The 17144-nt window shown below is 67.8% G+C and carries 16 protein-coding genes and 1 pseudogene; 14 read left to right on the forward strand and 3 right to left on the reverse strand.

Features of this window, described 5'->3' with window-relative positions; translation table 11 throughout:
• Positions 1-70: 70 nt before the first annotated feature.
• Positions 71-1177, reverse strand: coding sequence for a DUF475 domain-containing protein (locus QR64_RS04590; RefSeq protein ID WP_006550709.1), 1107 nt, complete (start codon positions 1175-1177; stop codon positions 71-73).
• Positions 1178-1281: 104 nt separating this feature from the next.
• On the reverse strand, positions 1282-1857 hold the full coding sequence (locus QR64_RS04595) for a TerD family protein (RefSeq protein ID WP_006550710.1): 576 nt from the start codon (positions 1855-1857) through the stop codon (positions 1282-1284).
• 292 nt (positions 1858-2149) lie between these two features.
• Between QR64_RS04595 and QR64_RS04600 the strand changes: the two genes are divergently transcribed.
• The 7 genes from QR64_RS04600 (at position 2150) to QR64_RS04630 (ending at position 10428) form a co-directional block, all read left to right on the forward strand.
• Positions 2150-3271 carry a hypothetical protein gene (locus QR64_RS04600; RefSeq protein WP_039584349.1) on the forward strand — a complete coding sequence of 374 codons (1122 nt, stop codon included), beginning with the start codon at positions 2150-2152 and terminating at the stop codon, positions 3269-3271.
• A 29-nt stretch (positions 3272-3300) separates the two neighbouring features.
• Positions 3301-4458, forward strand: coding sequence for an HpcH/HpaI aldolase/citrate lyase family protein (locus tag QR64_RS04605; RefSeq protein WP_039584350.1), 1158 nt, complete (start codon positions 3301-3303; stop codon positions 4456-4458).
• Complete coding sequence (locus QR64_RS04610) at positions 4455-5750, forward strand: phosphoribosyltransferase family protein (RefSeq protein WP_039584352.1); 1296 nt, start codon at positions 4455-4457, stop codon at positions 5748-5750. The genes QR64_RS04605 and QR64_RS04610 overlap by 4 nt, the downstream gene beginning before the upstream one ends.
• Positions 5747-6853, forward strand: a complete 1107-nt coding sequence (locus tag QR64_RS04615; RefSeq protein ID WP_006550714.1) for a cysteine protease StiP family protein — start codon at positions 5747-5749, stop codon at positions 6851-6853. The genes QR64_RS04610 and QR64_RS04615 overlap by 4 nt, the downstream gene beginning before the upstream one ends.
• Before the next feature lie 65 nt (positions 6854-6918).
• On the forward strand, positions 6919-7695 hold the full coding sequence (locus tag QR64_RS04620; protein ID WP_052227205.1) for a hypothetical protein: 777 nt from the start codon (positions 6919-6921) through the stop codon (positions 7693-7695).
• A 42-nt stretch (positions 7696-7737) separates the two neighbouring features.
• Positions 7738-8937 (forward strand): TerD family protein, encoded by a 1200-nt coding sequence (locus QR64_RS04625; protein WP_039584355.1) that lies wholly within the window; start codon positions 7738-7740, stop codon positions 8935-8937.
• Positions 8938-8940: 3 nt separating this feature from the next.
• Positions 8941-10428 carry a TerD family protein gene (locus QR64_RS04630; RefSeq protein ID WP_039584357.1) on the forward strand — a complete coding sequence of 496 codons (1488 nt, stop codon included), beginning with the start codon at positions 8941-8943 and terminating at the stop codon, positions 10426-10428.
• Between the two features lie 21 nt (positions 10429-10449).
• Here the strand turns inward: QR64_RS04630 and QR64_RS04635 are convergent, their stop codons facing one another.
• Positions 10450-10974, reverse strand: a complete 525-nt coding sequence (locus tag QR64_RS04635; RefSeq protein ID WP_039584358.1) for a pyridoxamine 5'-phosphate oxidase family protein — start codon at positions 10972-10974, stop codon at positions 10450-10452.
• Between the two features lie 160 nt (positions 10975-11134).
• Between QR64_RS04635 and QR64_RS04640 the strand changes: the two genes are divergently transcribed.
• The 7 genes and pseudogenes from QR64_RS04640 to QR64_RS27565 all read left to right on the forward strand — a co-directional run.
• Positions 11135-12331, forward strand: coding sequence for a DUF418 domain-containing protein (locus QR64_RS04640; protein WP_235367019.1), 1197 nt, complete (start codon positions 11135-11137; stop codon positions 12329-12331).
• A gap of 63 nt (positions 12332-12394) precedes the next feature.
• The gene (locus QR64_RS04645; RefSeq protein ID WP_039584361.1) at positions 12395-12718 is read left to right on the forward strand and encodes a putative quinol monooxygenase; all 324 of its coding nucleotides are present in this window, start codon (positions 12395-12397) and stop codon (positions 12716-12718) included.
• Between the two features lie 198 nt (positions 12719-12916).
• A complete protein-coding gene (locus QR64_RS04650) occupies positions 12917-14482 on the forward strand; it encodes a long-chain-fatty-acid--CoA ligase (protein WP_006550721.1) in 1566 nt (521 codons plus the stop codon).
• Positions 14479-15543 (forward strand): MBL fold metallo-hydrolase, encoded by a 1065-nt coding sequence (locus tag QR64_RS04655; RefSeq protein ID WP_006550722.1) that lies wholly within the window; start codon positions 14479-14481, stop codon positions 15541-15543. Before QR64_RS04650 ends, QR64_RS04655 begins: the two co-directional genes overlap by 4 nt.
• 1 nt (position 15544) lies before the next feature.
• Entirely contained in the window at positions 15545-16306 is a 762-nt protein-coding gene (locus tag QR64_RS04660) for a crotonase/enoyl-CoA hydratase family protein (RefSeq protein ID WP_006550723.1), read from the forward strand.
• A 2-nt stretch (positions 16307-16308) separates the two neighbouring features.
• On the forward strand, positions 16309-16909 hold a 601-nt coding region (locus QR64_RS04665; protein WP_235367014.1), incomplete at its 3' end, for an enoyl-CoA hydratase/isomerase family protein.
• 1 nt (position 16910) lies between these two features.
• Positions 16911-17103: pseudogene (locus QR64_RS27565) on the forward strand (enoyl-CoA hydratase); the annotation flags it as partial.
• Between the last annotated feature and the right edge of the window lie 41 nt (positions 17104-17144).

Below are 17144 nucleotides of genomic sequence, written 5' to 3' on the forward strand. Positions count from 1 at the left end.
CGATGGGAGCCCCCGATCCGAGATGTCGGATCGAGGGCTCCCATCGGCATGTGGTTCGAATTGTCGAGGATCAGGGGATGCTGGTCTTCACAGCATCTTCGCCTTCTCTCGCCGCGATCTTGCGGTTGCGGTAGATGCTCGAGGCGAATGCCGCACCGATCAGGGCGACACCGACGAGGCCGGTGACGACCTCCGGCACGTGGGTGCCGATCGAGTACAGCAGGATCAGTGCCAGCGCACCGATGGCCCAGTGAGCACCGTGCTCGAGGTACACGTAGTCGGACAGCGTGCCCTTGCGCACCAGGAAGATGGTGATCGAGCGGACGAACATCGCGCCGATGAAGCCGAGGCCCAGGGCGATGATGATCGGGTCGGACGTGATGGCGAAGGCTCCGATGACACCGTCGAACGAGAACGACGCGTCGAGCACCTCGAGGTAGAGGAACAGGAAGAAGCCGGCCTTACCGGTGGCCTTCGCGAGGCCGCTCGGTCCGCCGCTGGGCTCTTCGCCTTCCTCGGGGATGTGGAACATCTCGCCGAGTCCGTTGACCGCGATGTAGGTGATCATGCCGAGCGCGCCGGCGATCATGACGGTCGAGACCTTGTCCTCGGGTGCGATCACGGTGGCCGTGATGAGCAGCAGCGCGGTGGCGACGACGACCTCGAGCTGCTCGAGCTTGCCGGCCTTCGCGAGGGGACGCTCGAGCCATTCGAGCCACTTGATCTCGCGATCTTCGAGGATGAAGTGCAGGAAGAGCATCAGCAGGAACATGCCGCCGAACGCCGCGATCTGCGGATGCGCATCGGTGATCAGGGTCTCGTAGCTGGGGCTGCCGTCCGGGAAGTAGGCGGCTCCGTCCGGCGGCGGATTCAACGCGAGGTCGAGGGCCGCGATGGGGCCGAGTCCGGACGCCACCCACACGATCGCGAGGGGGAACACCAGACGCATACCGAAGACGGCGATGAGGATGCCGACGGTGAGGAAGATCTTCTGCCAGAACTCGCTCATCCGCCGCAGCACGGTCGCGTTGATGACCGCGTTGTCGAACGACAGCGAGACCTCGAGGATGCCGAGGATCACGCAGAGGAACAGAGCCTGCGGGCCGCCGTAGAGGAAGGCGACCACGAGGGAGACGACGGTGACCGCGAAGGATGCACCGAATATTCGCAGAACCACGAAGCGTGGCCTTTCTAATCGGAATCAGGGCGTTGCAGGGTGGTTACTGCACGTCGGCTCCGGCTTCGGTACTGCGACCGAAGCCGGAACCCGGAAGAAACGAACTAGACGTTGACGCCGTAGTCGCGGGCGATACCCGCGAGACCGGACGCGTAGCCCTGGCCGATGGCGCGGAACTTCCACTCCGCACCGTTGCGGTACAGCTCGCCGAAGACCATGGCGGTCTCGGTCGAGGCGTCCTCGGACAGGTCGTAACGAGCGAGTTCGTTGCCGTTCGCGCGGTCGACGACGCGGATGTAAGCGTTGCGGACCTGGCCGAACGACTGGCTGCGGGAATCGGCATCGTAGATCGAGACCGGGAAGAAGATGCTCTCGATGTTCGCCGGGGTGGCGGCGAGGTCGACGTTGATGACCTCGTCGTCGCCTTCGCCCTCACCCGTGCGGTTGTCACCGGCGTGCTCGATGGCACCGTCGGGCGACTTGAGGTTGTTGAAGAAGACGAAGTGCTGGTCGGAGACGACCTTCTTGTCGGCCCCGGTAGCGATGGCACTGGCATCGAGGTCGAAGTCGGTGCCGGTGGTGGTGCGAACGTCCCAGCCCAGGCCGACGGCCACTGCCGTCAGGTTCGGAGCTTCCTTGGTGAGGGAGACGTTTCCGCCCTTGGTCAAGCTGACGCCCATGCGGGGTCCTTTCGATCGTTCCAACGGTCGACGTACCGGTATAGGGCACGCCCGGTGTGCGTTTCTCCCCACACTAGTTGTTGCCGTGGGGTACGCCCATATCCACTATGCCCGGTCCCGCGCCTCACTTCGTGACCCGCACGAACCACAGTTCCGACCGGCGGAAAGGTGACGGATCGGCCCGGTGGACGTGCGCCCAGTACCATTCGGTTCTGTGGCGAGCCGATGGACGCGCCGCCTGTTCGGCGGGGGAAACACGGAAGATCCCGCGGCTCGTCGTGCACACGATGCGATGGTCGCGGCGTTCCTCGACATGGACAAGCGCCAGTCCGTCATCGAGGCCGGTGTGGCCGCGTCCTACGAGCTCGAACCCGAACGGCACCTGCTCCGTCAGTGGGATCCCATCCGTCAGGCGTGTTATCGCGCCGGTGAGACGTATCTTCAACTGGCAGTGACGGATCCGGAACAGCCGCTCGCACCTGCTCCGGCCTACGAGCAGGCACTGCGGCAGATAACCGAAGCAACACGAACACTTGATGAATTCTTCGGAAACAACCGGGGACACCTCGAGCACATGACGACCGTGGCGAACACGGTGCCCGAGCTGGCACACCGGATGCGTACCGAAGCGCGCAACACCCTCGCCGCGACGCAGACCCCGGATTTTGTTTCCTTTGCGAACTATCCGTCGGTCCGATCTGCCACCGAAGCGCTCGAGAAGGCCCTGAACAGCCTCGATGCAGCGCACAGCGTGGGCGCGACCCGCACAGCGGCCCTCCGAGTCGAAGAGGCGACCACTGCTCTGCTCGACGCCCTCGCCGCAGCACCGGGGCGCCGCGACGAGGCCGTTCGCACCCTCGCCTCGGTCACCACCAGGATCGGAGCGGTCCGGACCCGTGCGGAAGGTCTCGCCCCGGCCTCCTCCGCGCTGTTGCGCGAGTTCAATGCGGCCAGCTCCGCCGACCTGTCCGGGAACGAGAAACAGGCCGCCGAACTGCTCGCTCGCGCCGAGGACCAGCTCGGACGCGCACGGGCGGCGGCGAAGGACGGCCGCCCCGAGGAAGCGCTCGAGCTGGTCGCGGCGATCCGCGCCGAGCTGTCACGCGCCGAGGAACTCGTCGACGCCGTGACCGCACGACTCGCCACGCTGCGTTCCGTCCGGCAGAATCCGGGGGCCAAGGTCGACGAGGTACGGTTCCGCCTCCGTGACGCACAACACCTGGCCGTGCAACGCGGTCTCACCGCAGAATGGGGTTCCGTTCTCGACTCGCAGTTGAGCCGGATCGACAGGGCCGTCGACGCACTCACCGGTGTGCACCCCGACTACTGGGCCTACGTCAGAGATTTGGATGCGGTGTCTACCTTCATCGCAGGAGTGGTCGATCGGATGAGAGGACGGACCGAGAACGCATGAGGGGGGCCACGCTTACCGAAGTGCGCGCCATGCAGCACTTTCGGCATCTCGACGGCGCGACGATGGAGGAGTTGTTCCTGCACCGTCCCGAGCCGTTCGGGCACAGCGACGATCGCGACCGCCTGGCGACCGCTCTCGGCGCCACGCTCTACGTACCCGCGACGCGCGGAGATCTCGTCACGACCATCTCGAAACGTGCGGCCGAGGGTGTGACGTCGATGGTGCTCGACCTCGAGGATGCCGTCGCCGACGACGAGGTCGAGCAGGGCCTGCAGAACGCCGTCGCGACACTCGATGCGCTCGCCGAACGCGGACCGACGCCGATGATGTTGTTCGTCCGTGTCCGCACCGCCGACGGTGTCGGGCGGATCGCGTCTATGCTCGGCGCCGGCAAGGCCGTGCTGACCGGATTCGTGGTGCCCAAGTTCACCGCACACACCGGCCCCGCCTTCCTCGAGGCGGTGGCCGCGGCGTCGGACCTCCTCGGCCGTCACCTCTACGCGATGCCCGTCATCGAGTCGGCCGAGGTCGTCCACCGCGAGACCCGCGACGGCGAATTACGTGCGATCTCGAGCATCCTCGCCGAACATCGCCACCGCATCCTCGCCGTCCGGATCGGCGCGACCGACATGTGCGCGACCTTCGGTATCCGGCGCGACCGCGACCTGACGATCTACGACGTCCGGGTCGTCGTCGACGTGATCGCCGACATCGTCAACCACCTCGGGCGAACCGACGGAACGGGTTTCGTCATCACCGGGCCCGTCTGGGAGTACTTTGCCGACCACGAACGCATGTTCCGACCGATGCTGCGCTCGACACCCTTCGAGGAACAGGATGCCGTGCTGTTCCGTCAGCAGCTCGTCAGCCGCGACCTCGACGGTCTGCTGCGCGAGATCGCCCTCGACCGCGCCAACGGCATCCAGGGCAAGACCGTCATCCATCCGTCGCATGTCGCTGCGGTGCATGCCCTGTCGGCCGTGACCCACGAGGAGTTCCACGATGCGACCGACATCCTCGATCGCGACACCGGTGGTGTGCAGGCCTCGGGATACGGGAACAAGATGAACGAACGACGACCCCACCGTACATGGGCCGAGCAGACCCTGTTGCGCGCGTCGGTGTTCGGTGTCACCCGCAAGGGGATCACCTTCGTCGACCTGCTGACGGCGTTGGTGGACCGATGACCGATATTCTCGACATCCCCTGGGCCACCGCAGAGCTCGGTTTCGCTCTCGAACATGCGGAGTCGTCATGTGGCTTCACGGTTCCCGAGCTCGTCAGGCCCGGGCTGCGACGCAATCCACGGCGTGCGCACCTGCTCGTCTCCACGGTTCTCGGCAAGCACATCCCCACCGAACCGGCCGCGGTGCGCGGCGCCGGTCACCGGCTCGGCCGGCTCGTCACCGACCTCCTCGGCGATGCGGCATCCGACGCCGTCGTCATGGGATTCGCCGAGACCGCAACGGGTCTCGGTCACTGCGTGGCCGACGCCCTCGACGCCGCATGCTGTCTGCATTCGACGCGACGCCAGGTTCCCGGAGCGGAGGTGCTCACCGGATTCGAGGAGGGGCACTCGCACGCGACCTTCCACCTGCTGCAGCCGACCTCCGGCGCACTGTTCGCCAACGCCGCGCCGCTCGTGCTCGTCGACGACGAGATCTCCACGGGAGCAACGGCCCTCGACGCCATCCGCGCGCTGCACCGCGATCATCCGCGTAATCGTTACGTCCTCGCCTCCCTCGTCGACATGCGGTCGGAACAGGATCGCCGCCGGACGGCAGAGGTCGCCGCGGAACTCGGCACGAGCATCGAGCACGTGAGCCTGGCCGCCGGACGATCCGTCGTCCCCGACGATCTCGTCGCGCGGGTCGCGGCGTTACCCGACCCTCTCCTCAATCCGGTGGGGGAGCAACGCGGCGACGTCCGGTTCCTCCACGCGGCGTGGCCGTCCCATGTGCCCGACGGCGGGCGGCACGGGATGTTGCGCACCGACGCGGCGGCCTTCGACGCGGCTCTGTCGACGCTCGCCGACACGATCGCGGACGTACGCGACGCCCGGCGACCCGCCGTCGTCGTCGGACACGAGGAATTGATGTATCTGCCGCTGCGACTCGCCGAGGCACTCGTCGACCGCGGCACTCCCGCCCTGTTCCAGACCACGACCCGCTCCCCCGTCCACGTGATGGACGTCGACGGATATCCGCTGCGCCGCGGATTCCGTTTCACCGCACCCGAACACATCGACAGCGAGTTCGAGAACGAGGTGCCGCGTTTCCTCTACAACGCGCAGTGGCCTACGTCCACCGAGGTCCGCGCCGAGCTGATCCTCGTCATCGATTCGCCCGCCGACACCGACCGCCTGCGCGCACCGGGAGGTGTTCTCGACGTGCTCACTGCTGCCGGTGAGGACGTCCTCGTCGTGATCGTGCCCGCCACCGATCCGACGGTGCTGCGCACCCACAGGGAGACCGTATGACCGTGCCACTGACCGGACCCGAGTTCGGCTCCTACGCGCCCGACGAGGTGACGTGGCTGCTCAAGGATCTCTCCCACGCCGACCTCGAGGGCGACATCGCCGAACGGGAGGCGCGGATCCAGGCGGGTCTCGCGCACTACGCGGAGTCCCTGCCGATCGAGTACCAACCCGACGCCGCCTACCGCGAACTGTTCGACAAGGCACTGGCCGGCACTGCGGGCCGGTTGGCGCACGCGGTGGGCACGGTCACCGAACTGCTTCTCTCCGAACGCGGAACCGACCTGACCCTCGTGTCGCTCGCGCGGGCGGGCACCCCGATCGGCATCCTGATCCGTCGATGGGCGCTGCACCACCACGGTCTGACGCTGCCGCACTACGCCGTGTCGATCGTCCGGGGTCGCGGCATCGACTCCGCCGCTCTCGACCACATCACCGCGCGGCACGCTCCCGCGTCGGTCGTCTTCGTCGACGGCTGGACGGGCAAAGGCGCGATCGCGCGTGAACTGTCCGCTGCGCTCGCCGAATACACCGCGCGAGGCGGTCCCGTCCTGTCCGACGATCTCGCGGTACTCGCCGACCCCGGCCACTGCGTCCGCACCTACGGCACGCGCGACGACTTTCTCATCGCCTCCGCCTGCCTGAACTCCACCGTCTCCGGACTGGTCTCACGAACGGTCCTCAACGACAGCCTGATCGGCCCCGGGGAGTTCCACGGCGCCAAGTTCTACGCCGAGTTGGCCGCGGACGACGTGTCGAATCATCTGCTGGACGCCGTCGCCGCGGAGTTCGACACGTGCGGCGACGTCGCATCGGCCGCGCAGGCAGTGCTCGAATCCGACCGCACCCCCACCTGGGCCGGCTGGGAGTCCGTCGAGCGGGTGCGGGCGCAGTACGGCATCTCGAGCGTCAACTTCGTCAAACCCGGTGTCGGAGAGACCACCCGCGTGCTGTTGCGCCGCGTTCCCTGGAAGGTTCTGGTGCGCGACATCACCGCCGACGAGCACGCCCATATCCGGATGCTCGCGGCCGCTCGCGACGTTCCCGTCGAGGAGGTTCCCGACCTGGCCTACTCCTGCATGGGACTGATCAAGGACCTGCCGTGACCAGCACTGCAACCGCACTGGTCGCCACCGATCTCGACCGCACCCTCATCTATTCGCGCGCCGCGATGACCGGCGACCAGTTCGACACGCAGGATCTACTCTGTGTCGAGTACTACGAGAGCGCACCGCTGTCGTACGTCACCGACATTGCTGCGCAACAGCTTCGGACGCTCGCCGGCGAGGTCGCGATGGTGCCGACGACCACGCGCACACCAGAACAGTTCCGCCGCATCGACCTCCCCGGCGGTCCGTGGCGTTATGCAATCGCGAGCAACGGTGGGTCGATCCTCGAGGACGGGCATCTCGACCCGCACTGGCGCAGGACCGTGGAAGCAGCGGTACGTGCGGGGGGTGCGAGCCTCGACGAGATGACGACCGAACTGCGCCGCCGAATCTCCGAGGACTGGGTGTCGAAGTTCCGCATCGCCGACGAGTTGTTCTGCTACCTCGTCGTCGACGTCGCAGCGCAACCGGCGGGATTTCTCGACGACTGGCACGAGTGGTGTTCGACGCGCGGCTGGAACGCGTCGCAGCAGGGCCGGAAGATCTACACGATGCCGAACAGCGTGTGCAAGAGCCGCGCGGTGGCCGAGGTGCACCGCCGGCTCCGAGACCGCGGGGTGCTTACCGACGACGCCCCGGTCTTCGCCGCGGGTGACGGTGCGCTCGATGCGGAGATGCTGAAGGCCGCCGACGCCGCGATCCGGCCTCGCCACGGCGAACTCGAACTGATGGACTGGCGCCACCCGACCGTCTCGGTGACCGACGCCGCGGGCGTCACCGCCGGGGAGGAGATCCTCGCCTGGTTCGCCCGATCCGCTCGTCTTCCGGTCGCTTCGTAGAGTAGAAGGTGCCCGGTCACCGACACAGTGAGGACACATCTCTTGCCGACTCCGCTCTCCAAGGGTCAGAACGGACCGCTCACCGCATCCGACGTCGTCGTCTCGCTCGAGCTGACCACGCCCGCCGATCTGTCCGCACTGCTCGTCAAGGCCGACGGCAAGGTGCGCTCCGACGCCGACTTCGTGTTCTTCAACCAGCCCACCGGGCCGGGTGTGCGTCTCGTATCCGGCGCGCCCGGGCAGGCGGCCTCGCTCGCCGTGTCGCTCGCGCAGGTTCCCGCCGACATCGATCAGGTGCGCGCCGTGATCACCCTCGACGACGCGTCGAGTAGCTTCGGCCGGTTCGCACCGCCCACCGCGCGCGTGTCCGACAGTGCGGGAACGGTGTTGTACGAGTACCGGATCGACGGACTGAGCACCGAGTCCATCGTGATCGCGCTGGAGTTGTACCGGCGCCAGGGCGCGTGGAAGGTCCGCGCCGTGGGCCAGGGATACGCGGGCGGTTTCGCGGCGTTGGTGACCGATCACGGGGTCAGCGTCGACGACGCACCCGCCCAGCCTGCTGCCGCACCTCAGCCCGTCGCTCCCACGCCGGCTCCGGCCCCGCCCGTGCAGCAGACACCGCCTCCGGCACAGCCTGCGGAGGTCAGCCTCACGAAGAACCGCCCGGTAAGCCTGGTGAAGGGCCAGAAGGTCACCCTCCGCAAGGACGGCGGCGTCGCGCTGACCTTCCTGCGCATGGGGCTCGGCTGGGATCCAGTGGAGAAGCGTGGCCTGTTCGGCAACCGTTCCGCCGACATCGACCTCGACGCCTCGGCCGTGATGTTCGCCGACAACCAGATCGCCGACGTCGTGTACTACGGCCAGCTGCAGTCGAAGGACGGCTCGGTCCAGCACCAGGGCGACAACCTCACCGGTGCCGGTGAGGGCGACGACGAGGTGATGCTCGTCGACCTCACGCGGGTCCCCGCCCATGTCACGACGGTGATGTTCATCGTGACCTCCTACAAGGGCCACACCTTCGAGCAGGTGCAGAACGCGTTCTGCCGTCTCGTCGACGGCACGATCGACACCGAGCTGGCCCGCTACACGCTGCAGGGCGGCATGCCGTTCACGGGCATGGTCATGGCGAAGGTCTACCGCCAGGGCAGCGAATGGAAGCTGCAGGCCATCGGCGAGGGCATGCAGGCGAAGCATCCCGGTGAGGCCGCGCCGCAACTGGGCCGGTTCCTGGCCGTCTGACCGGTGGGCGAACTCTTCACAGCGGGGCGCAACGCCCCGCTGCCGACCCGCACGGCCCGTTTCACGGCGACCGCATCCGTCCCTCTGGACGTGTGCGCGTTCGTCGTGGACGACGGCCTGCAGGTGGCGTCCTCCGACGACGTCGTGTTCTACAACCAACCGACGACGGCGGGCGTTCGGCTCGAGGGCAAGGTGATCGTCGTCGACGTCGACGCGGTCCGTCCCGGCGCACGCGTGCTGTGTGCGGTCGGCTGCGAGCGACCCGCAGCGGTGTCGACCTCGCTGTGCGACGCGGCGGGCACCGTCCTCGCGTCGTTTCACGTGGAACCGGCGGTCGGTACCGAGACGGCGCTGCTGTGCTGGGAGATCTACCGTCGTCACGACGAATGGAAGATCCGCGCCCTCGGCCAGGGATACGCCGGTGGACTCGCCGAGATGTTCACCGCGCACGGGGTGGAGGTCGAGTCACCCTCCGACGCGGAGAAGGTGGCCGCTCCCGGGCCCGGCCCGGTCATCGGCCTCTCACCTCTCGAGGTGCTGTGGCAGATCTTCGAGGACGCCGCCCGATCGGCCGCCGCGTACACGTCGAGTGCGGAGTTCGCCCAGCACCGTTTCGACGACGAACTCTCGACGGCGGTGGCCGATCCCGCCCGGCGCATGGAGCCCGAGGCCGACCGTGCCCGGGCGCGTGCGCAGCAGCGCTACGACGAGCTCGTCGGTGTCGCCGAGGCCCGCTACCGCGACGACAGCGCGGTGCTCGCCGCCGAACTGCTCACCGTCGACGCGACGTTGCCGCCCGCACTCGCATCCTGGATCTCCCCGGCCTGGATGCACCTGCACCTGCCGAGCGACGGCGTGCGGGTGGGTGAGGTGACGGCGCCCGATCTGGGTCCGCTGCGCATCCCCCTGTGCCTGCCGGCACCGCTCACGCGACCGTTGTGGATCGACGGCGACCCCGCCGACCTCGGTCCCGTCGTGTCGTCCGTGGTCGTGCGACTGCTCACGGCCCGGCCCGACACCCTGCTGCACCTCGTCGATCCCGGGCGGACGCTGCCCGCACTCGAACCCCTCACCGCAGCCCGACTTGCCGGACCGCCCGTCCACGACCGGTCGCGGGTCCCCGCCAGACTCCGGGGGCTGGCCGACGCGGCGGACCTCGACACGCTCGCCCGGCAGGTCGACGCGGAGACCGCCTCACCCGTGTTGCTGGTCCTCGCCGGGTTCCCCTACGGCTACGACCACGACGACCTGCTCGAGATCGTCCGGATCGCGCGTACCGGCAGTGCCGGCCGGGTCTCGGTCGTCCTCGCGGGTGATCCCCCGGACGATCGGGTCGCGGAGATCCTGTGGGACGAGGCGCAGAAGCTTCCAGTCGACGGGGAGCTGGCCGATCCGTGGACGGGAGGCCGATGGACGTTCGTTCCCGACAGCCTGCCCACCGAGACCGAGCATCTGCGCGGCGCGCTGGGTGGTAGTTCGCTTCCGGACTGATCGTCCCCTCGCACAGAGGGATCAGCGCCGATCGACGAGTGTCGTGACATCGGGCGCGTACACGGTCATCCAGTGCGGGTTCAGGCGGTAGTAGACCACCGCCTCGCTCCAATCGAACGCGTCCCCGCCGTAGAACGACTGAAGGTAGGCGAGCAGTTCGGGCCAGTCGTCGGCCGGCTCACCGCCGCGCGGGTTGAGAATCTCTACGTGGCCGTGTGTGAACACGCCGAGGTCCTCCCCGCGCATGTGCGCCGCGCTGGCCGCGGGACGCGCGGCGAGATGCCGGGCCTTGGCGGCGTTGCGGGCCGTGCCGAAGTACCACTTGCCGTGCAGGAAATGTCCGTCCACAGCACTGATGCGCGGTTCCCCGCCGGCGGTGACCGTCGCCAGCGAGAGGACGCACATGCCCGTGAGCACCTCGACGAGCTGCTCGGCCGTGAGGGTCCGCGACTCGTCGACGATCGACCTCAGGTGGGATGTGGACCGGGACAGCGACGTGTCGAGGAGCACCTGGAGGTCGGCGAGCTCGGTGGGGGTTTCGTGCATGGCTCCATGTTCACATCACCGAGGCTCACGGGACCCGACAGTTCCTGCTCTGTTCTCCTCGCCGATGTCTGCTCTCGGGGAGATCACCGAACGCGGGTCACCCGCATGGAGGACCCGTCATCCCCCGGTCGGCCGACGCGCGCCGACCCCGCCGCATCGCATGGTGAGGATCATGACGGTCACCGGTTCGACGACGCGACAGCAACGTATCCTCGCCCTCGACGTGGCCCGGGGGATCGCCATCCTCGGCACCTTCGCCGCCAATGTCTGGATCTTCACCGACCCCGCCGGGATCGTCGGATATCTCGCCTCGATCGGCACCGATCCGTGGCCGCAACGCATCCTCATGCAACTCGCGCAGGGAAAGTTCCTCGGGTTGCTCACACTGATGTTCGGGATCGGCCTGGCCGTGCAGGCGGCGTCCGCTCAGCGAGCGGGGCGGCCGTGGCCCGGCGGTTACCGGGTACGCGCCGCCCTGCTCTTCGTCGACGGGGTGGTGCACTACCTGCTCGTCGCCGAGTTCGACATCCTCATGGGGTATGCGCTGACGTCCATGCTCGTGTGCGGGCTCGTGATCTCCTCCCGTCGTGTGCGGCTGTGGGTCGCGGGTACGGCCGTCGCTGTTCACGCGCTGGCCGTGACCGCGCTCGTCGTGGCGCTCGCCAGTTCACCGCCGAATGCGGAGACCCCCGAGCTGACCACCGCCACCTGGTGGGACATGATCGTCTTCCGCGTGGACAACGCCGCTGCGTTCCGCGCCGAGGTGATCTTCGTGATCCCGATGACGGTCGCGCTGTTCCTGACCGGCGCCGCACTGTATTCCTCCGGGCTGTTCGACAGCAGAGGTGCGGTGCTGCGCCGGCGGCTGATGGTGGTCGGGGCGATCGCAGCACCGCTCGACCTCGCCGTGGGTCTGTTCGGCGGTGCCGCAGGTGTATTCGCAGCGCGCTACGGCATCGCCCCGTTCGTCGCGCTCGGCCTGCTGGCGTGGATCGCCCACTTCTACATCGGCAGGTCCACCACCGGCACGGTCGGCACCGCCTGTGAACGCATCGGGCGGACCGCGCTGAGTTGCTACATCCTGCAGAACATCGTCGCGTCGGTGCTCTGTTACGACTGGGGATTCGGTCTGGCGAAGACCGTAGACCCCGCCATGCGGGTCCCGTTCACGATCGCGGTGTACATCGCGGTGGGAGCGGTGATGGTCGTCGGATCCCGTTGGTGGCTCGGCCGATTCCGCCAGGGACCGGTCGAATGGGTGTGGCGGGGGTCCTACGAGCGGCTGACGGAACGTCCGTGTCGGGCTGCCTCGTGGGGGTCTGCCGCTCGGTCACGGATTCGACGCCCTCACCGGTGAGTACGGCGATATGTTCGACGAAGGGACGATCCGTCCCTCCAACATCTACCGACCGGAGGCAAGATGATCTTCATCGTGGTCCGTTTCAAGGTGAAGCCCGAGTACCAGGACAGTTGGCTCGAGACCACCGCGGAGTTCACCGAGGCGACTCGCAGCGAACCCGGGAACCTGTGGTTCGACTGGTCCCGCAACGTGGACGATCCGTCCGAGTTCGTTCTCGTCGAGGCGTTCCGCGACGGGGACGCCGGATCCGAGCACGTGAAGTCCGATCACTTCCGCAGGGGGCTCGACGCAATGCGGCCGGCGCTGGTCGAGACCCCGCGCATCCTCAACACGGAGATTCCGGGCACCGAGTGGGGCCGGATGGGTGAACTGCAGATCGACTGATCGATCGCCTCGAGACCGACGTCGTGTGCGAGACCCGTCGGGGATTTCGCACACGACGTCGGTCTCGATACGCGCCCATAGGTTTGCCCTAACGTTGCGTACGGCTGCAGGTCTTTGTGGCAGCAGTCACGATCGTGATCGACTGGAACGGCGTGGACGGCATGTCCGCGCGTCGGCCGTGTCGATCAGGAGCGTGATGTGAGCGAGTTGCACCTTCCCAACCGAATCCGGCAGCTGGCAGTCGAACATCCGGATCGTGCGGCGGTCAGCTCCGGCGGAACCACACTCACCTACTCCGAGTTCGACGCGCTCACCAACCGGGTCGCCTCGGCGCTCGCGACCGTTCCGGCGACGTCCGAGCGCATCGGCGCACTGCTGCGCATGGGCCTACCCGGCGCGTCCTCGTTCGTCGGCTGCGCCAAGGCCGGACTGGTCTTCACCCCGCTCAACTGGCGCCTGAACCCGGGCGAGATCGCCGACATCGCCGACGACGCGCAGCTCGACGTCCTGATCGTCGAGGACGAGTTCGCCGCATCGGCCCGCGCTGCCGCCACAGTCCTGCCCGCCGTACAGATCGTCGTGGTCGGCGACGCCTCCACCGTTCCCGGTGCACGGTCGTGGGACGACTTCGTCGCCTCCGGTGACGACATCGACCCCGGCTTCGGCGACGACCCGCGGACCGAGGTGCTGCAGCTCTACACCTCGGGCACCACGGGTCGACCCAAAGGTGTTGTGGCGACGCATCACAACCTGTTCAACGAACCGCAGAACTTCGCGCTGTACGAGTTCACCGAGGACTCGGTGTCCCTCGACGCGCTGCCCCTGTTCCACATCGCCGGCGCCGGCTGGATGAGCACGACCCTGTCGGCGGGATTGCACCTGGTGTTGCTCGGTGAGATGCGCCCGAACCTGGTGGCGGCCGCCATCTCCGAGCACGGCATCACCCACGCATTCCTCGTGCCGTCGGTGATCAACATGCTCGTGGAGATGCCCGACCTGTCGGACTACGACCTGTCGGCGCTGCGTCTGGTCGCCTACGGCGCCTCTCCCATCACGCCCACGCAACTCGCCCGCGCCATGGACACCCTCGGCTGCCGCTTCGTGCAGCGTTACGGGATGACCGAGACGATGGGCGCCCTCACAGCGCTACGTGCCGAGGACCACGACCCGCACGGTCCGCGCTCCTACCTCCTACGTTCGGCCGGCACCGGGCTGCCGGGAATCGAGGTCCAGATCCGTGACCTCGCCACCGGCGAACCGCTCCCCCGCGGCGAAACCGGTGAGATCGTGAGCCGGTCGCGCAACAACACACAGGGTTACTGGCGACGCGAGGCCGAGAACGCCGCCCTGTTCACCGAGGACGGTTTTCTGCGCACCGGCGATGCCGGGCACATCGACGAGGACGGCTACCTGTTCGTCACCGACCGCGTGAAGGACATGATCATCTCCGGGGGTGAGAACGTCTACCCGATCGAGGTCGAATCGGTCATCTCCGAACATCCTTCCGTCGCCGAGGTCGCAGTGGTGGGAGTTCCGGACGACCGGTGGGGCGAGGCCGTGACCGCCGTCGTGCGGGTCGCGCCCGGAGCCGAGACACCGACCGAGGCCGAACTCCTCGAGTTCACCGTCGAACGTCTTGCTTCCTACAAGAAGCCCCGGCACATCCACTTCGTCGACGAGTTGCCTCGCAACGCCAGCGGCAAGATCCTGAAGCGCACACTGCGCGACGAGTTCGCTCCTGCACGGGAAGGAACGACGTCATGATCGTCACCGAGGATCTCGGTACCGTCCAGCGTGAAGCGTGGGCGGCCGGCGTACTGCCACCGGTCGAAGAGGTGCGGCCAGGACTGTGGTCGATTCCGGTTCCGATGCCGAAGAACCCGCTGCGGTACGTGCTGTCCTATGCGCTCGCCTTCGACGACGGCCTCGCCCTGATCGACCTCGGTATGGACACCGAGGAGTCGTGGGACACCCTCGTGGCCGGTGTCGCCGCGACCGGCCATCACATCACCGAGGTGCGCTACGCGGCGATCACTCACCTGCATCCCGACCATTTCGGTCTGGCACCCCGGTTGAAGGAAACGACCGGCGCTGTGATCGCGATGCACGCCGCCGACGCCGCCGCCCTCGGGCACTTCACCCCGGAGGACGCCGCCGCCGACAAGGAAGCATGGCGCGTAGACCTCACCGGACTCGGCGCACCGCCCGAGGTCGTCGAGGCCGCCCGCTTCGAACTCGTCCGCTTCCCCCGAGGCGAGAGCGCGGATGTCGTTCTCGCTCATGGTGATCGACTCGATCTGCCCGGGTGGAACATCGAAGCGGTGTGGACGCCCGGCCACACGCCCGGTCACCTCGCCTTCGTCGACCGCGACCGCGACTTGCTGTTCAGCGGCGACCACATGCTCCCGCGCATCAGCCCCAACATCTCCTCCGGCCCCGGCGAACTGGGCGACCCGTTGCACCGCTACCTGCTGTCGCTGCATGCGACGACGGCTCTGCCGGACTGCGAGGTGCTGCCCGCCCACGAGTACCGGTTCCGCGGAGTCACCGAACGCGCACGCCAACTCATGGACCACCACGAGGTCCGTCTCGACGAGATCCGCGATGCCGTCGCGTCCAGGCCCGAGTCGACGGCGTGGGAGATCACGACCCGCGTCACGTGGTCGCGTCCTATCGATGTGATGGATCCCCGGCTGCAGCGACTCGCCGTCCGCGAAACCCAGGCCCATCTGCTCGTTCTCGCCGATAGAGGCGACATCCGTTCCGACGGTGGAACTCCCGCCCACTGGACTCTCTCCACTCCGACCCATACGAAGGAAAACTGACATGAGCGTTGTCCTCACCGAATTCGCCGACGGCGTCGCGGTGTTCACCCTCAACCGCCCCGAGGCCAAGAACGCCGTGAACCTGGAGGTCTCGGAGGCGTTGGCCGCGGCCATCGACGAGTTCGAGGCACGCCCCGACCTGACCATCGGCATCCTCACCGGTGCCGGCGGAACGTTCTGCGCCGGAATGGATCTGAAGGCGTTCGCACGCGGGGAGCGCCCGTCGATCCCCGGCCGCGGTTTCGGTGGCCTCACCGAGGCACCGCCGAGCAAGCCGCTCATCGCCGCAGTCGAGGGCTGGGCCCTGGCCGGTGGATGCGAGCTCGCCCTGTCCGCCGACCTGATCGTCGCGTCGCGCGAAGCGAAGTTCGGTATCCCCGAGGTCAAGCGCGGACTCGCGGCGGCGGCCGGCGGCCTGCTGCGCCTGCCGAAGATCCTCCCCTACCCGCTCGCGATGGAACTGGCCATCACCGGTGACCCACTCACCGCCGAGGTCGCCCACCAGCACGGCCTGGTCAACCGCGTCACCGAGCCCGGTGAAGCACTCACCGTGGCAAAGGAACTCGCCGCCCGCGTCGCGGCGAACGGCCCCCTCGCCGTCAAGGCCACCAAGCAGGTCGTCGCGATGGCCGCCAACTACACCGACCCCGACGCCTTCGTCGCGCAGCGCAAGTTCATCGACCCGGTCTTCGCGTCGGCCGACGCCAAGGAAGGCGCCCGGGCGTTCGCCGAGAAGCGCGCACCGGTCTGGAAGGGTGAGTAGGAATGTCGGATGTTCTGGTCGCGCAGGACGGCTCGGTCGCCACGATCACACTGAGTCGACCGGAGCGCAAGAACGCGATGACGGTCGAGGCGTGGCGGTCGTTGCGTGAGACGTTCGGTGCGCTCCAGCACGACGATTCCGTCCGCGCCGTGATCCTCACCGGCGCCGGTGGTGACTTCTGCACCGGTGCCGACATGGAGCGGCGCGACTTCACCCATCCCCTCGACCGTATGCGGGAGATCAACGAGACGGCGCTCGCCGTCGCGGAGTTCTCGAAGCCGTTGATCGCGCAGGTCGAGGGGTATGCGGTGGGCGCGGGATGGAACATGGCGTTGCTGTGCGACGTGGTCGTCGCCTCCCGCACCGCGAAGTTCGGTCAGATCTTCGCGCGGCGCGGACTGTCGATCGACTTCGGCGGGTCGTGGATCCTGCCGCGCCTCGTGGGACTGCACCAGGCGAAGCGTCTGGTCATGCTCGCCGACATCGTGTGCGCCGAGGAAGCATACGACCTGGGCCTGGTGACCGAGCTCGTCGAGCCCGACGCCCTCGCCGGTCGCGCCGCCGAACTGGCCGCGCGGCTGGCCGCCGCCCCGCCGGTCGCGGNGAGCATGTCGGCGCGGATGCTCGAGCAGGGTTCGTCGCTCACGCTCCGCGAAGCACTCGAGAACGAGGCCCGCTCGCAGGCGATCAACCACGCCACCGACGCCCCCGATGCGATGCGTGCATTCGTCGACAAACGCGAGCCGTCGTTCACCGGCGGATGGCGGGTACCGCGCCCGGTAGACACCCCTTCCTGACGGTTGCGTCCGGGACGGTTCTGAGCGTCACCTACGATAAT

The organism is Rhodococcus sp. Chr-9 (assembly GCF_000801125.1).
Lineage (GTDB): Bacteria > Actinomycetota > Actinomycetes > Mycobacteriales > Mycobacteriaceae > Rhodococcus > Rhodococcus pyridinivorans.

What these genes read in the sequence shown, in the direction of transcription:
- QR64_RS04595 (WP_006550710.1), bottom strand. Translation starts at nt 1,857, where the DNA reads ATGGGCGTCAGCTTGACCAAGGGCGGAAACGTCTCCCTCACCAAGGAA.
- QR64_RS04600 (WP_039584349.1), top strand. Translation starts at nt 2,150, where the DNA reads ATGGTCGCGGCGTTCCTCGACATGGACAAGCGCCAGTCCGTCATCGAG.
- QR64_RS04605 (WP_039584350.1), top strand. Translation starts at nt 3,301, where the DNA reads ATGCAGCACTTTCGGCATCTCGACGGCGCGACGATGGAGGAGTTGTTC.
- QR64_RS04610 (WP_039584352.1), top strand. Translation starts at nt 4,455, where the DNA reads ATGACCGATATTCTCGACATCCCCTGGGCCACCGCAGAGCTCGGTTTC.
- QR64_RS04615 (WP_006550714.1), top strand. Translation starts at nt 5,747, where the DNA reads ATGACCGTGCCACTGACCGGACCCGAGTTCGGCTCCTACGCGCCCGAC.
- QR64_RS04620 (WP_052227205.1), top strand. Translation starts at nt 6,919, where the DNA reads ATGACCGGCGACCAGTTCGACACGCAGGATCTACTCTGTGTCGAGTAC.
- QR64_RS04635 (WP_039584358.1), bottom strand. Translation starts at nt 10,974, where the DNA reads ATGCACGAAACCCCCACCGAGCTCGCCGACCTCCAGGTGCTCCTCGAC.
- QR64_RS04640 (WP_235367019.1), top strand. Translation starts at nt 11,135, where the DNA reads ATGGTGAGGATCATGACGGTCACCGGTTCGACGACGCGACAGCAACGT.
- QR64_RS04645 (WP_039584361.1), top strand. Translation starts at nt 12,395, where the DNA reads ATGATCTTCATCGTGGTCCGTTTCAAGGTGAAGCCCGAGTACCAGGAC.
- QR64_RS04655 (WP_006550722.1), top strand. Translation starts at nt 14,479, where the DNA reads ATGATCGTCACCGAGGATCTCGGTACCGTCCAGCGTGAAGCGTGGGCG.
- QR64_RS04660 (WP_006550723.1), top strand. Translation starts at nt 15,545, where the DNA reads ATGAGCGTTGTCCTCACCGAATTCGCCGACGGCGTCGCGGTGTTCACC.